13 protein-coding genes are annotated in these 15,764 nt (G+C 60.4%); 9 read left to right on the plus strand and 4 right to left on the minus strand.

The window, feature by feature from the left end:
- Window positions 1–123 precede the first annotated feature (123 nt).
- The 3 genes from nadE to GH769_RS27720 form a co-directional block, all read right to left on the minus strand.
- Window positions 124–951 (minus strand): ammonia-dependent NAD(+) synthetase, encoded by an 828-nt coding sequence (gene nadE, locus GH769_RS27710; protein ID WP_014716685.1) that lies wholly within the window; start codon window positions 949–951, stop codon window positions 124–126.
- Window positions 952–954: 3 nt separating this feature from the next.
- Window positions 955–2,169 carry a nicotinate phosphoribosyltransferase gene (gene pncB / locus GH769_RS27715; protein ID WP_003188094.1) on the minus strand — a complete coding sequence of 405 codons (1,215 nt, stop codon included), beginning with the start codon at window positions 2,167–2,169 and terminating at the stop codon, window positions 955–957.
- A gap of 207 nt (window positions 2,170–2,376) precedes the next feature.
- Complete coding sequence (locus tag GH769_RS27720; protein WP_014716686.1) at window positions 2,377–3,267, minus strand: LysR family transcriptional regulator; 891 nt, start codon at window positions 3,265–3,267, stop codon at window positions 2,377–2,379.
- Window positions 3,268–3,420: 153 nt separating this feature from the next.
- Between GH769_RS27720 and GH769_RS27725 the strand changes: the two genes are divergently transcribed.
- From GH769_RS27725 to GH769_RS27765, 9 genes are all read left to right on the plus strand, one after another.
- The gene (locus GH769_RS27725; RefSeq protein WP_003188096.1) at window positions 3,421–4,911 is read left to right on the plus strand and encodes an aldehyde dehydrogenase family protein; all 1,491 of its coding nucleotides are present in this window, start codon (window positions 3,421–3,423) and stop codon (window positions 4,909–4,911) included.
- Between the two features lie 144 nt (window positions 4,912–5,055).
- Window positions 5,056–6,339 carry an FAD-binding oxidoreductase gene (locus GH769_RS27730; protein WP_020301621.1) on the plus strand — a complete coding sequence of 428 codons (1,284 nt, stop codon included), beginning with the start codon at window positions 5,056–5,058 and terminating at the stop codon, window positions 6,337–6,339.
- Between the two features lie 374 nt (window positions 6,340–6,713).
- Entirely contained in the window at window positions 6,714–7,850 is a 1,137-nt protein-coding gene (locus GH769_RS27735; RefSeq protein WP_005784282.1) for a branched-chain amino acid ABC transporter substrate-binding protein, read from the plus strand.
- Between the two features lie 219 nt (window positions 7,851–8,069).
- Window positions 8,070–8,984 (plus strand): branched-chain amino acid ABC transporter permease, encoded by a 915-nt coding sequence (locus tag GH769_RS27740; RefSeq protein ID WP_003188099.1) that lies wholly within the window; start codon window positions 8,070–8,072, stop codon window positions 8,982–8,984.
- 2 nt (window positions 8,985–8,986) lie between these two features.
- Complete coding sequence (gene livM, locus GH769_RS27745; protein ID WP_014716688.1) at window positions 8,987–10,264, plus strand: high-affinity branched-chain amino acid ABC transporter permease LivM; 1,278 nt, start codon at window positions 8,987–8,989, stop codon at window positions 10,262–10,264.
- The gene (locus GH769_RS27750) at window positions 10,261–11,136 is read left to right on the plus strand and encodes an ABC transporter ATP-binding protein (protein WP_003188102.1); all 876 of its coding nucleotides are present in this window, start codon (window positions 10,261–10,263) and stop codon (window positions 11,134–11,136) included. The genes livM and GH769_RS27750 overlap by 4 nt, the downstream gene beginning before the upstream one ends.
- The gene (locus GH769_RS27755) at window positions 11,133–11,849 is read left to right on the plus strand and encodes an ABC transporter ATP-binding protein (RefSeq protein ID WP_003188103.1); all 717 of its coding nucleotides are present in this window, start codon (window positions 11,133–11,135) and stop codon (window positions 11,847–11,849) included. The genes GH769_RS27750 and GH769_RS27755 overlap by 4 nt, the downstream gene beginning before the upstream one ends.
- An 823-nt stretch (window positions 11,850–12,672) precedes the next feature.
- Complete coding sequence (locus GH769_RS27760; RefSeq protein ID WP_014716689.1) at window positions 12,673–13,440, plus strand: SDR family oxidoreductase; 768 nt, start codon at window positions 12,673–12,675, stop codon at window positions 13,438–13,440.
- Window positions 13,441–13,620: 180 nt separating this feature from the next.
- Complete coding sequence (locus GH769_RS27765) at window positions 13,621–14,526, plus strand: cation diffusion facilitator family transporter (RefSeq protein ID WP_032904036.1); 906 nt, start codon at window positions 13,621–13,623, stop codon at window positions 14,524–14,526.
- Window positions 14,527–14,566: 40 nt separating this feature from the next.
- On the opposite strand, the gene GH769_RS27770 is transcribed toward GH769_RS27765, so the two are convergent.
- A complete protein-coding gene (locus tag GH769_RS27770; protein ID WP_014716691.1) occupies window positions 14,567–15,676 on the minus strand; it encodes an AGE family epimerase/isomerase in 1,110 nt (369 codons plus the stop codon).
- Window positions 15,677–15,764: the final 88 nt, after the last annotated feature.

Raw genomic sequence — 15,764 nt, forward strand, 5'->3', positions numbered from 1 at the left:
TTCATCGCAGGCAAGCCAGCTCCCACACTTGACCGGATTCCAACATGGGAATGCGGTCGAATGTGGGAGCTGGCTTGCCTGCGATGGCGATGTGACAATCAATGCAAAACGATCAGGTTCACCTCAAGGTGCAAACGGCATCACCCGCTTGTGCTCAGTCTTGCGATAGGTCTCGCAGATAATCCTGAACGCCTCCTCACGCACCGGCTCACCCTGCAGGAACGCATCAATCTCGGCATAGGTCACGCCATGTGACGCCTCGTCCGGCTTGCCCGGCGACAGGTCTTCCAGGTCGGCGGTCGGCACCTTCTCCACCAGCGATTCCGGCGCGCCAAAGTGACGGGCAATGGCCCGCACCTGATGCTTCACCAGCCCGCTCAACGGTGCCAGATCGCACGCGCCATCACCGAACTTGGTGTAGAAGCCCATCACCGCTTCCGCCGCATGGTCGGTGCCGATCACCAGCCCGCCGGCCGCGCCGGCGATGGTGTACTGCGCCACCATACGCATGCGCGCCTTGGTGTTGCCCAGCACGAAGTCACGGGACGCCGCGGCCTTGCCTTCAAAGGCGGCCACTTCATTGGCCAGGGCTTTAACCGCCGGGCCGATGTTCACGGTGTGACGTTCATCCGGCTCGATAAAGTCCACCGAGGCCTGGGCGTCGTGCTCGTCGAACTGGGTTTCGTAGGGCAGGCGCACGGCGATAAAGCGGTACGCCTCATCGCCGGTGCTGGCGCGCAGTTCCTGCACCGCACGTTGGGCCAACAGGCCTGCGGTCAGGGAGTCGACACCACCACTGATGCCGAGCACCAGGGTCTTGAGCCCGGAATTGCGCAGGCAGTCCTGGATAAAGGCCACGCGCCGGGCAACCTCGGCTTCGAGTGCGGCCTGGTCCTTGAACGGGGCTTGCACCTTGAGCTGTTGTGCAATCTCACGCTGTACGGCTTGCATGATTCACTCCTTGCTGGATAGGGCAGGTACTTTGAAAACGTGACGCAAATAGGCGACAAAATTCGGGTCGGTGCAATGGGTCTTGCCCGCTTCATCGGAAATCTTCGCGACGGGCTGGCCATTGCAGGCGGTCATTTTAAGCACGATGCTCATCGGTTCCACCCCTGGAATATCACAGGTCAGGTTGGTGCCGATGCCAAAGCTCACATTAATGCGACCGCGCAACGCCCGGAATATTTCCAAGGCTTTGGGCAATGTCAGACTGTCGGAGAACACCAGGGTCTTGCTCATCGGTTCGATGCCCAGCTTGTGGTAGTGAGCGATGGCTTTTTCTGCCCACTGGATCGGATCACCGGAGTCATGGCGCAGGCCGTCGAACAGCTTGGCGAAGTACAAGTCGAAGTCGCCCAGAAACGCGTCGGTGGTGATGCAATCGGTGAGGGCGATACCCAACAGGCCACGGTACTCGCGCACCCAGCAATCAAGGGCGGCGATCTGGCTGTCGATCAGGCGTGGGCCGAGTTGCTGGTGGGCCATGATCCACTCGTGGGCCATGGTGCCCAGCGGCTTCATATCGAATTCGCGCGCCAGGTGCACGTTGCTGGTGCCGACAAAACGGCCAGGGAAATCGTGCTTGAGCACGCTGACCACTTCCTCTTGCACCCGGTAGGAAAAGCGCCGGCGCGTGCCGAAGTCCGCCACTTGCAGCTCCGACAGCTCATCGCTGCTGGCATTGGCGGTCAGCCAGTCGAATTTGCGATACAACTGCTCGCGGGCCTGCTCGAGGATCACGGTCTGGTAGCGGTAGCGGTTACGCACCTCGCTGACGATGGCCAGCATTGGCACTTCAAACAGGATCACATGCAGCCACGGTCCGCGCAGGCGGATAAACAACTCGCCGTTCTCGATGCCGGTTTGCACATACCGCAGGTTGAAGCGAAACAGCCCGAGGAAGCGCAGAAAATCCGGCTTCATAAAGCTGATGCGTTCCAGGAACCCCAGTTGATCGGGGCTCAGGCTCAGCTCGGCGAGGCGCTCGATCTGGTAACGAATCTCCGCCAGGTAAGGGCGCAGGTCTTCGCTGTTACGGCAACGAAACTCCCATTCAACTTCCACGTTCGGGTAGTTGTGCAGCACCGCCTGCATCATGGTCAGCTTGTAGAAGTCGGTGTCGAGCAGGTTCTGCACGATGCGATCGGCAAACACACTCTCGCTCATAACGGGAATCTCCAGACGGGTCGGCGATGGAGGCCGGCCTTTACGCACAATTGAGGAAGGGGGTTAGTGGCGCATAGACTTGTGGGGTTTTGCCAGTGATTTTTTCAGTAAGGCCACTGGCGCCATCGCAGGCAAGCCAGCTCCCACATTTGAAGTGCATTCCAAACGGTGGGAGCAGGCTTGCCTGCGATGGCGATTCTCCAGGCGCTAAAGCACCTGCTCCATCATCCACTTCACAAACTCGCGCACCTTGGGCACCTCTGCCGAATGCTCAGGATACGCCAGGTAGTAAGCATCCTGGCTCGGCATCGCATGTTGCCAGGGGATCACCAACTTGCCCTCGGCCAATTCCTCCTCCACCAGAAAGCGCGGCAATAACGCCACGCCGCATCCCACCTGCGCCGCACGGATACACATATAAAACGTGTCGAACCGCGGGCCATGGTAGCTGTGCTCGGTATGGAAGCCCTGGCTGGCGAACCAGTCATGCCAGCCCTGGGGCCGCGAGGCGTTTTGCAGTAGCACCAGGTCGCTCAGTTGCGTGGGGTCGGTGAAAGGCTGGGCGGGCAGGCTGTCGGGCGAACACACCGGTACCAGCTCTTCACTGAACAGTTTCAGGCTCTCGGTGCCGGGACGTGCGCCCTGGCCGAAATAGAACGCCATGTCGGCCTTGCCTTGCAGTAACTCGTCCGGGTCCTGTTCGTTGCACAGGTCCAGGTGGATCTGCGGGTGGCGCAAACGCCAGCCTTTGAGGCGCGGCACCAGCCAGCGTGCTCCGAAGGTGTAGGGCGTGGACACGCGCAGCACTTCGGTTTCGCCCCCGTAGGAGCGCAGGTAGTGGGTGGACATTTCCACCTGGGTGAGGATCTTGCGCACCTCCACCAGGTACAGGTCGCCCGCCGGGGTCATCTGCAAGCGGCGGCGCACGCGGCGAAACAGCAGGTGTTGCAACAGTTCTTCCAACTGCGCTACTTGTTTGCTCACCGCGCTTTGGGTGAGGTTCAGTTCCTCGGCGGCGCGGGTGAAGCTCAGGTGGCGGGTGGCCGCTTCGAAACACTGCAGGGCGGTGATCGAGGGCAAATGTCTTTTGTTCAGCACGGCATGCCTCTTTTTATTCTTTGCATGAATAAAGGGAATGATATCTCGCCTAATCGTCGTTTGTTGGCAAGTCTTGGGCCAGCTACAAATAGGGCCAGGATCGCCGTGCGTATTGCGGCGCGAATTTTTGTCTGCAGATTGAAGGAGTGACCCATGGTTGCCGCATTGCTTGATCGTCTCGGGGTAAACCCGGCGCTGTACCAGGCTGGAAAACAACCCGTGCATTCACCGATTGATGGCAGCCGTATCGGCAGTGTGCACTGGGAAGGCGCCGCCGAGGTGGAGCAACAGGTCAGTCGCGCCGAGCATGCATTCGAGGCCTGGCGCAAGGTGCCGGCGCCGCGACGTGGCGAGCTGGTGCGCCAGTTCGGCGACGTATTGCGCGAGTACAAGGCCGACCTGGGCGAACTCGTTTCCTGGGAAGCGGGCAAGATTACCCAGGAAGGCTTGGGTGAAGTGCAGGAAATGATCGACATCTGCGACTTCGCCGTCGGCCTGTCGCGCCAGTTGTACGGCTTGACCATCGCCTCCGAGCGCCCAGGCCACCATATGCGTGAAACCTGGCACCCGCTGGGCGTGGTCGGCGTGATCAGCGCCTTCAACTTCCCGGTGGCCGTGTGGGCGTGGAACACTGCGCTGGCCTTGGTGTGCGGCAACGCAGTGATCTGGAAACCGTCGGAAAAGACCCCGCTCACTGCACTGGCCTGCCAGGCCTTGTTCGAGCGCGTACTGAAAAAATTCGACGGTGCCCCCGAGTACCTCAGCCAAGTGATCATCGGCGGCCGTGACGCCGGCGCTGCGCTGGTGGATGACCCGCGCGTCGCCCTGATCAGCGCCACCGGCAGCACGCGTATGGGCCGTGAAGTGGCACCCAAAGTCGCCGCACGTTTCGCCCGCAGCATCCTTGAACTGGGCGGCAACAACGCGATGATTCTCGGTCCAAGCGCCGACTTGGACATGGCCGTGCGCGCCATCCTCTTCAGCGCGGTGGGCACCGCCGGCCAACGCTGCACCACCCTGCGCCGGCTGATCGCCCATGAGTCGGTCAAGGAAGAAATCGTCACCCGCCTCAAGGCCGCCTATTCCAAAGTGCGCATCGGCCACCCCCTGGAAGGCAACCTGATCGGCCCGCTGATCGACAAGCACAGTTTCGACAACATGCAGGACGCCCTTGAGCAAGCCTTGAGCGAAGGCGGCAAGGTGTTCGGCGGCAAGCGCCAACTGCAAGACACATTCCCCAACGCCTACTACGTATCGCCGGCCATCGTGGAAATGCCCGAGCAAAGCGACGTGGTGTGCAGCGAAACCTTCGCGCCGATTCTTTACGTGGTCGGCTACACCGACTTCGCCGAAGCCCTGCGCCTGAACAATGCCGTGCCACAAGGTTTGTCGTCCTGCATCTTCACTACCGACGTGCGTGAAGCCGAGCAGTTCATGTCGGCGGTGGGCAGCGACTGCGGCATTGCCAACGTCAACATCGGCCCGAGCGGCGCGGAGATCGGTGGCGCGTTCGGGGGTGAAAAAGAAACCGGCGGCGGGCGTGAGTCGGGCTCGGATGCGTGGCGCGGGTATATGCGCAGGCAGACCAATACTGTGAACTACTCGCTGGAACTGCCGTTGGCACAAGGCATCACGTTCGACTGACCAGACTGATCGTTCCCACGCTCTGCGTGGGAACGCATTCTGTGACGCTCCGCGTCACGACAATGCGGACGCGGAGCGTCCAAGGCTACATTCCCACGCAGAGCGTGGGAACGAGCGGTGGTGAATTCATCCCGGAGTCTGGCAATGGCACTGCGCGAAACATGTTTATGGGAACACCTCACCCCAGGCCGTCCCGACCGAGCCGCGCTCAAGGGCGCGGTCAAGGTGGATGTGTGCGTGATCGGCGCCGGCATCACCGGTTTGTCGGCGGCCATTCATTTGCTGGAACAAGGTAAAAGCGTCGTCGTACTGGAGGCCCATCGCACCGGTCACGGCGGCTCGGGGCGCAACGTCGGGCTGGTCAACGCCGGCCTGTGGATTCCACCGGACGAGATCGAGGCCGGTTTCGGCACAGCGGTGGGCAGTCAGCTCAACCGCATGTTGGGTGCGGCGCCGTCCCTGGTGTTCAGCCTGATCGACAAGTACAACATCGACTGCCAATTGCGCCGTGAAGGCACCTTGCACATGGCGCACAACGCCCGTGGCGAGGCGGACTTGCGCAGCCGTGAGCAGCAGTGGAAGCGCCGTGGCGCACCGGTTGAGTTACTCACCGGCCAGGCCTGCGAGCACGCCACCGGTACCCGGAAAATCGCCGCCGCGTTGCTGGATCGGCGCGCCGGCACCTTGAACCCCATGGCCTACACCACTGGGTTGGCAAATGCCGCCGCAGCGTTGGGCGGGCAGTTGTTCGATCATTCCCCGGTCACCCAGCTTGAACGCCAAGGCGCCGATTGGTCGGTGCAGACCGCCGAGGGCGCGGTGCAGGCCGCGCAGGTGGTGATCGCCTCCAACGCCTACACCGAAGGCGAATGGACCGAACTGCGGCGTAACTTTTTCCCCGGCTATTACTACCAGGTGGCGTCGGCGCCGCTGACCGATGACGCGGCCAAACAGATCCTCCCCGGCGGCCAGGGTTCGTGGGACACGCGCCAGGTCCTGAGCAGTATTCGCCGCGATGCCGACGGGCGCCTGTTGCTGGGCAGCCTGGGTAACGGCAACCAGAAGCCGGCGTGGTTCCTCAAGGCATGGGCCGATCGGGTGCAGCAACACTACTTCCCGTACCTCAAACCGGTGCAATGGGAATTCACCTGGACCGGCTGCATCGCGTTCACCCCCGACCACTTGATGCGCCTGTTCGAACCGGCCCCCGGCCTGGTGGCGGTTACCGGTTATAACGGGCGCGGGGTGACCACCGGCAGCGTAGTGGGCAAGGCGTTTGCCGACTACCTGTGTCACCAGGACCCCCAAGCCTTACCGATCCCTTTTGCCCCTATGCAACCTCTGGCCGCTGTGGGCCTGCGCAGTTGCCTGTATGAAGCCGGCTTCTCGCTCTATCACGCCGGGCAATGCCTGAGGATCGTGATCTGATCAGCGAAATACTCCTCAGAAGCCTGCGTTTTCTTAGCAGGCTACCCATCTGTATTGGTGCAAGTCGTAGCAATCACGCACTGTAAATGTGCAGTTCCGTTACGCACATTGTTACAGCTGTAGGAACTGTCGTTTATGCCTGTGGTTGCAGGTGCGACCTACCAGGGTTGTACTTTTTTGCAGTGCTGGTTGCACCCGTAGACGCTAGACGGTTGCACGTCCTGGCAAAAGGCGTCGAAACGCCTGTAATAACAATGACACCGTGTCTTTTTGAAGAATAAAAACGTAATGGCACGCGGCTTGCTCTGAGCTTTCAGTGAAAAGTTTGAATGCAAGTTGTCGTGCCAAAAATCAAAAATATCGGAGCACCACTCATGTCCCAGACGTTTTACAAGAAAGGTTTTCTGGCCCTCGCCGTTGCTGCGGCGCTGGGTGTTTCTACGTTTGTTCAAGCTGATGTGAAAATTGGTGTGGCAGGCCCGATGACGGGTGCCAACGCCGCTTTCGGTGAGCAGTACATGAAGGGTGCCCAGGCGGCAGCCGACGTTATCAACAAGGCCGGCGGCATCAACGGCGAGCAGATCAAGCTGGTGGCAGGCGATGACGCCTGCGAACCCAAGCAGGCCGTGGCCGTGGCCAACCGCCTGGCCGACCAGGACAAAGTGATCGGTGTGGTCGGGCACTTCTGCTCCTCCAACACCATCCCGGCGTCTGAGGTTTACGACGAAGCGGGCATCATCGCCATCACCCCAGGCTCCACCAACCCACAAGTGACCGAACGCGGCCTGGGCGCCATGTTCCGTATGTGCGGGCGTGACGACCAGCAAGGCATCGTGGCCGGCGACTACATCGTCGACGTGCTCAAGGGCAAGAAAGTCGCGGTGATCAACGACAAGGACACCTACGGCAAAGGCCTGGCCGACGCCACCGCTGCGCAGTTGACCAAGCGCGGCGTCAAGCCGGTGCTGGAAGAGGGCCTGACCCGGGGCGAGAAAGACTTCAGCGCCCTGGTTACCAAGATCCGTTCCCTGGGCGCCGACGTCGTGTACTTCGGCGGCTTGCATCCGGAAGCCGGCCCACTGGTGCGCCAGATCCGCGAAGCGGGCCTCAAAGACGTCAAGTTCATGTCCGATGACGGCGTGGTCACCGACGAGTTGGTAGCCACCGCCGGCGGCGCGCAGTACGTCGATGGCGTGTACATGACCTTCGGCGCCGACCCACGCCTGCTGCCGGACAGCAAGACGGTCGTGGAAGAGTTCCGCAAGAACGGCACCGAGCCTGAAGGCTACACCCTGTACGCTTACGCCTCGATCCAGGCCCTGGCCGCCGGCTTCAACGGTGCCAAGTCCAACAAGGGCGAAGACGCTGCCAAGTGGCTCAAGGCCAACCCGGTTAAAACCGTCATGGGCGAAAAAGCCTGGGATGCCAAGGGCGACCTGAAAGTCTCTGACTACGTGGTTTACCAGTGGGACAAAGACGGCAAATACCATCAGTTGGAAAAACAGAAGTAATAACGCGACGGCCTGAACACCTTGATTCCTGTGGGAGCCGGGCTTGCCCGCGATGACGGACTCAATGCCAACCCTGTGTTGAATGTGAAACCGCTATCGCAGGCAAGCCAGCTCCCACAGAGGGCCTGGTTGCCTGCTCTATTGCAACAAACCTGTCTTTTCCTCCAGAAGCGCCGCACACCCACCGGTGTGCAGGTGCTCACCGCGTGAGATTGCGTTATGGATGGTATTTTCCTGCAGCAACTGGTCAACGGCCTGACCCTCGGGTCGGTCTATGGCCTGATCGCCATCGGCTACACAATGGTCTATGGCATCATTGGCATGATCAACTTCGCCCACGGCGAGGTTTATATGATTTCCGCTTACCTCGCGGCGATCAGTCTGGCACTGCTGGCTTACTTCGGCATCGAATCCTTCCCGCTGCTCATTCTCGGTACCTTGATCTTCACCGTAGTCGTCACCGGCGTGTACGGTTGGGTGATTGAGCGTGTCGCCTACAAACCCCTGCGTAACTCCACCCGCCTGGCACCGCTGATCAGCGCCATCGGTATCTCGCTGATCCTGCAGAACTACGCGCAGATCGCCCAGGGCGCCAAGCAACAAGGCATTCCCACCCTGCTGGCCGGCGCCTGGCGCGTCGATATCGGCACCGGGTTCGTGCAACTGACCTACACCAAAGTGTTCATCCTCGTGGCGGCGTTCGCCGGCATGGCCTTGCTCACCTACATCATCAAATACACCAAGCTCGGCCGCATGTGCCGCGCCACCCAGCAAGACCGCAAGATGGCCTCGATCCTGGGCATCAACACCGACCGAGTGATCTCCTACGTGTTCGTCATCGGCGCAGCCATGGCTGCCCTGGCCGGCGTGCTGATCACCCTCAACTACGGCACCTTCGACTTCTATGCCGGCTTCATCATCGGCATCAAGGCGTTTACCGCGGCGGTCCTCGGCGGCATCGGCTCCCTGCCTGGGGCGATGCTGGGCGGGATCATCCTCGGTATCTCCGAGTCGCTGTTCTCGGGGTTGATCAACTCTGACTACAAAGACGTGTTCAGTTTCTCCCTGCTGGTGGTGATTCTGATTTTCCGTCCCCAGGGCCTGCTTGGTCGCCCACTTGTGGCGAAGGTGTAAACATGTCTGCTGCCAAATCCATTGATATCAAGAAAAGTGTGGTCGATACGGTCCTCGCGGGGCTGATTTCGCTGATCGTATTCGGCCCGATTGTCGGCGTGGTGCTCGACGGCTACAGCTTCAACCTGGAACCTGCGCGGGTTGCCGTGCTGGTCGCTATCGTGATGGCCGGGCGCTTTGCCTTGAGCCTATTCCTGCAAACTTCCAAGGGCGTGAAGATCCTGCAGGGGTTCGAGAGCAGCGGCTCCGGCGTGCACGTGCTGCCACCGGACTACAAGTCGCGGCTGCGCTGGATCATCCCGGCGTTGATCGTGATCGCCATCGTGTTCCCGATCTTTGCCAACAAGTACCTGCTCACCGTGGTGATCCTGGGGCTGATCTACGTATTGCTCGGCCTGGGGCTGAACATCGTGGTGGGCCTGGCGGGCCTGCTCGACCTGGGTTACGTGGCGTTCTATGCCATCGGTGCCTACGGCCTGGCGCTGGGTTATCAATACCTGGGCCTGGGCTTCTGGACGGTGCTGCCACTGGCGGCCATCGCGGCGGCGTTGGCGGGGTGCATACTCGGCTTCCCGGTGCTGCGAATGCACGGTGACTACCTGGCCATCGTGACCCTGGGTTTTGGTGAAATCATACGCCTGGTGCTCAACAACTGGCTGTCGTTCACCGGCGGCCCGAACGGGATGCCCGTGCCGTCACCGACCTTCCTGGGCCTGGAGTTCGGCAAGCGTGCGAAGGATGGCGGCATTCCGTTTCACGAGTTTTTCGGCATCGATTACAACCCCAACATCAAGTTCATGTTCATCTACATCGTGCTGTTTCTGGTGGTGCTGGCCGTGCTGTACATCAAGCATCGCCTGACGCGCATGCCGGTCGGTCGCGCCTGGGAAGCCCTGCGCGAAGATGAAATCGCCTGCCGTTCCATGGGCCTGAACCATGTGCTGGTCAAACTCTCGGCCTTCACCATCGGCGCGTCCACCGCCGGTTTGGCCGGGGTGTTCTTTGCCAGCTACCAGGGCTTCGTCAACCCATCGTCGTTTACCTTCTTCGAGTCGGCGTTGATCCTCGCCATCGTGGTGTTGGGCGGCATGGGCTCGACGGTCGGCGTGGTGATCGCAGCGTTCGTGTTGACCGTGGCGCCGGAACTGCTGCGTAGTTTTTCCGAGTACCGTGTGCTGCTGTTTGGGGTGTTGATGGTGGTGATGATGATCTGGCGACCGCGTGGCTTGATTCGGATTAGTCGTACCGGTGTGACGCCACGCAAGGGGGTAGCGCCATGAGCAAGGAAGTCGTGCTGTCTGTCGAACACCTGATGATGCACTTCGGGGGCATCAAGGCCCTCAGTGATGTGAGCCTACAGGTCAAACGCAACTCGATCTTCGCCCTGATCGGCCCCAACGGCGCCGGCAAGACCACGGTGTTCAACTGCCTCACCGGCTTTTACAAAGCCAGTGGCGGCAAGATCGAGCTCAACGTGCGGGGCAAGCAAACCAACGTCATTCAGTTGCTGGGTGAGCGCTTTGAGGCCACCGACTTTGTCTCGCCCAAAAGCTTCCTCAGCCGCGTGTACTACAAGATGTTCGGCGGCACCCATCTGGTGAACCGTGCCGGCCTGGCGCGCACTTTCCAGAACATTCGCCTGTTCAAGGAAATGTCGGTGCTGGAAAACCTGCTGGTGGCCCAGCACATGTGGGTCAACCGCAACATGCTTGCCGGCATCCTCAATACCAAAGGCTACCGCAAGGCCGAAAGCGATGCGCTGGACTGCGCATTCTACTGGCTGGAAGTGGTCGACCTGGTGGACTGCGCCAACCGTCTGGCCGGCGAGCTCTCCTACGGCCAGCAGCGCCGCCTGGAAATCGCCCGCGCCATGTGCACGCGGCCGCAGATCATCTGCCTGGACGAACCGGCAGCGGGCCTCAATCCACAGGAAACCGAAGCCCTCAGCGCGATGATTCGCCTGCTGCGCGACGAACACGACCTTACGGTGGTGCTGATCGAACACGACATGGGCATGGTGATGAGTATTTCCGACCACATTGTGGTGCTGGACCACGGCAACGTGATCGCCGAAGGCGGCCCGGATGCGATCCGCAACGACCCGAAAGTGATCGCCGCCTACCTGGGCGCGGATGAAGAGGAGTTGGTATGAGTGCACCTATCCTCGAAATGAAGGACCTGGACGTGTTCTACGGCCCGATCCAGGCCCTGAAAAAAGTCTCGCTGCACATCAACGAAGGCGAAACCGTCAGCCTGATCGGCTCCAATGGCGCGGGTAAGTCCACGTTACTGATGTCGATCTTCGGTCAGCCTCGGGCCGAGTCGGGGCAGATCCTCTACAACGGCGTCGACATTACCCACAAATCGTCCCACTACATCGCTTCCAACGGCATTGCGCAGTCGCCGGAAGGGCGGCGGGTGTTCCCCGACATGACCGTCGAGGAAAACCTGCTGATGGGCACTATCCCCATTGGCGACAAGTTCGCCAGCGAGGACATGCAACGCATGTTCGAGCTGTTCCCCAGGCTCAAGGAGCGGCGCAACCAGCGGGCGATGACCATGTCCGGTGGTGAGCAACAAATGCTCGCCATCGCCCGTGCGCTGATGAGCCGGCCCAAGCTGTTGCTGCTCGATGAGCCAAGCCTGGGGTTGGCGCCGATTGTGGTGAAGCAGATCTTTTCCACCCTGCGCGAGCTGGCGTCCACCGGTATGACCATCTTCCTGGTGGAGCAGAACGCCAACCATGCGCTGCGCCTGTCGGACCGAGCGTATGTGATGGTCAATGGTGAGATTCGCCTGACCGGCACCGGCAAGGAGTTGCTGGTGAACGAGGACGTGCGCAACGCCTACCTGGGCGGCCACTGACCTAAGATCCAGGCGCATCAACCCTGTGGGAACCGGGCCTTATGTGGGAGCCGGGCTTGCCCGCGACAGCATCACCTCGGTTTAGCTGACATACCGAGGTGGCCGCATCGCAGGCAAGTTAGCTCCCACCCAAAGCCGGTTCCCACATTTGTTTTTGCGATGTCCACAAGCGCTCAACCAAATTGTGGAAAACAAATCCAGCCCACCTCAAAAGCGCGACATATAGTCGCCGCAAATCCCTGTTTTGTCACAGTTTTGACTTGTCCCCATCCACTGTGGAACCGGCTGTGGGTAACGTGGGAGTAGCTGGCTGAAAGCCTTTAACCACGTGGCTTGTAGCGTGTTGGTTGTTTTTCGATCAGTGTGTTTTTCGCGACCGTCTCAAGGGTTTGTCAACCTGTTTAAAGACACAGGTATATGAACGAAATAAGTCGTTCCTGCCTGTGGATAAGTCTGTGATTAAACTCTGGAAAGACGCGCGCAGGGGCCGCAATGACTGGCCTGGAGCCATCGTTGTGTTTTTCTGCATTTGTCAGCGGCTACATAGGCGCTTGCCCAGGTCAAGCAAAAAACTTTATAAAACCGCCTGCAACCCTTGTACACAGTGGCTTTGAGCCGTTTGCACTTGCCCCCAAAGACTGTGGGCGCAGTTGTGGATAACCTGCGCGCATATGGCTGCAAGCTACGGTTTATAAGGCTTTGCGTCGCTTGATTAAAAAGTGATCAGTCAAGCATGCGCGTGTGTGCACAGCGGTTGCCGCAAACGCGGCGTAAGGGCATTCTGCTGGCTGTTTTTTTCCCCGATGCCCGCAAGGAGAACACCATGTCCGACACGCTGTTTATCACTGGCGCTACTTCAGGTTTCGGCGAAGCCTGTGCCCGTCGTTTTGCCGAGGCCGGCTGGAAACTGGTGCTCACCGGTCGTCGTGCCGAGCGCTTGAATGCCTTGGTCCAAGAGCTTTCCAAGCAGACCGAAGTGCATGGCCTGGTGGTGGATGTGCGCGACCGCAAAGGCATGGAGGAGGCCATCGCCAACCTGCCGCCGTCGTTCGCCACGCTGCGCGGCCTGATCAACAACGCCGGCCTGGCCGTGGGCACCGACCCTGCGCCCAAGTGCGACCTCGACGATTGGGAAACCATGGTCGATACCAACATCAAGGGCCTGCTGACCACCACCAACCTGCTGTTGCCGCGCCTGATTGCCCATGGCCGCGGGGCCGGGATCATCAACCTGGGCTCCATCGCCGGTAACTACCCGTACCCGGGCAGCCATGTGTATGGCGGTTCCAAGGCGTTCGTGAAGCAGTTTTCGTTGAACCTGCGCTGCGACCTGCAAGGCACCGGCGTGCGCGTGACCAATATCGAGCCGGGCTTGTGTGAAAGCGAGTTCTCCCTGGTGCGCTTCGGCGGTGACCAGGCGCGTTATGACGCCACCTACGCAGGTGCCGAGCCGATCCAGCCGCAGGACATTGCCGATACGATTTTCTGGGTGATGAACACCCCGGCGCACGTGAACATCAACCGCCTGGAGTTGATGCCGGTGAGCCAGACCTGGGCTGGGTTTGCGATTGAGCGTGGGGCCAAAGGCTAAGACCGCGTCGCTGCCATCGCAGGCAAGCCAGCTCCCACATTTGACGGTATTCACACATCCAAATGTGGGAAGGGGCTTGCCTGCGATGGCGGCAAATCGGCCAAAATGCGGCATAAGGTACACTGCCCGCCTGAAAACCCCACCGCACCCAGCGGTTTAAAGGTTTTGACAGGAGGCAATGTGAGTAACCGAGGTGAGCAGGCACTGCTCAAACAATCGACTATCCTGATGTTCGCAGTCGCGATCGCCGGGATTGTCACGGGTGTGATATCCGGCGCCCAATCCATTCTGTTCGACGGCTTTTTCTCGCTGATCGCCACCGCCATCAAGGTGCTGATGCTGATCACGGCCAAGCTGATCGCCAAGAAAAGCAACGAGCGTTTCCAGTTCGGCTATTGGCACCTGGAGCCAATGGTGCTGTTGATCGAAGGCAGTTTCCTGCTGCTGATCGCCATCTACGCGTTCCTCAATGGCGTGTTCGGCATTATCAATGGCGGGCGCGAAATCGAGTTGGGGCTGGTGATCATTTATGCGGCGGTGTTTACCGTCGTAGAGTTCGCCTACTTCTTCTATGTGCGCTACCGCAATCGCACACTCAAATCGTCATTGATCCGGTTCGACAACATCAGTTGGCTGGTGGACGCGATGCTGTCGGTGGGCTTGCTGATCAGCTTCCTGGCCGCACTGTTGCTCAAGTCCCAGGGCTATGGCGAGTGGGCGGTCTACGTGGACCCGTTGATTCTGATCCTGCTGGCCCTGAGCATGCTGGCGCCAGCATTCAAGATCCTGCGCCCGGCGCTGCGCGAAGTGTTGGGCATCGCGCCGGATCACTTGGACGACAAGGTCCGCGAAGTGATGGACGCGGCGCAGGCCAAGCATGGTTTCGACGACTATGTGTCCTATGTGCAGAAGCACGGGCGTGCGCGGTTTATCGAAATTCATGTGGTGCTGCCAGCGAATTACCCGGTGGATAACGTCGCGACTCTCGATGGGCTGCGGGAAGAGATATCCACAGGGCTTGGGGCGGCGGATGCGGCGCGGTGGTTGACGATCAGTTTTACCGGGGATCGCAAGTGGATTGCCTAAAGTCTGTTAGAGCGAGGTGAGGCTATCGCAGGCAAGCAGGTCAGCCCAGATGCTGGACCAAGCCCTGATAGCAAGTCGCCAAATGATAGGGCGTAGTCGAAGGCATATCCCGTCGGCTCACCTTACCCTCGGCATCCAGGCATTCATGCCAACCCTTGGCATGCAAAAAGCGCTGTTGCAGCGCCTGCAACTGACGCTGCAGCACCGCTTCGCTACTTGGTCGCAATGTCAGCGCCCGCAGGTACTCCGCCTGTGCCCAGATCCGTTGGGTACCGTCGCGCACCGTGCCATCCAGCGCGAGCATGCCGCTAACCGCGCCGCTTAACTTATCCACACCCTTTTGCTCGGCATAGGCAAATGCCCGTGTCAGCGACCCATGCAGCGCAGTGCCGCGCAGCACAGCTGAAGATTCGAGCAAAAAGAACCATTCGAACTGGTGCCCCGGCTCAAACCAGTTATCCACAGCGCCCACAGGTTTTTCCATCATCACGCCGTGCTCGCGGTCGATGAAACGTTGCTGCATGGCCGTCGCCAGTGCCAGCAGGGCCGCTTGTACCTGGGCGTCCTCACGCACCGCGAGGGTGGCCAGGAAACCTTCGGCCAGGTGCATCAACGGGTTTTGCAACGGGCCGGAGTCGAGCGAGGCCCAGTTGCGCTCCAGTACGGCCTCGTACAAGCCGTCACCGGTGGCAAAACGTTGGGCGACGACTTCCAGGGCAGCGTTGAGCACCGATTCCACCAACGGCTCACGCATCTTGGCCCAGTAATGGGCGCAGGCAAAAATAATGAAGGCGTGGGTGTAGAGGTCTTTGCGCTTGTCCAGCGGCTGGCCGGCGGGGTCGATGCTATAGAACCAGCCACCGTGTTCGGCATCATGGAAGTGCCGTTGCAGGGAGCGAAACAGCGCTGCCGCACGTTCTTCGGCGAAAGCCGCGCCGGGTTCGCCGATCAGGCTGGCGAACAGGTACAGCTGCCGGGCGCAGGCCATGGCGCGATAGCGCTGGGGGGGCAGTGGCTGGTGGTCGGCGTCCAGGGCCTCAAAGGGCAGTGCCAGGTCGGCATTCCAGCCCGGGCCTTGCCAGAGAGGCACGATCAGGTCATGGAAGTGCGTGAGCACAGGCGTCAGGGAAGAGGGGGAAGCGATGGGCATTGGCTGGCGTCGTCACGGCAGGGGTGTAGGCGCGCATGGTAGCAGGCTGATCGTTCCCACGCTCTGCGTGGGAATGCATTTTATGACG

Origin of the sequence: Pseudomonas sp. CFSAN084952, assembly GCF_009648855.1 — a bacterium.
In the GTDB taxonomy this organism is placed as follows: Bacteria; Pseudomonadota; Gammaproteobacteria; order Pseudomonadales; family Pseudomonadaceae; genus Aquipseudomonas; species Aquipseudomonas paracarnis.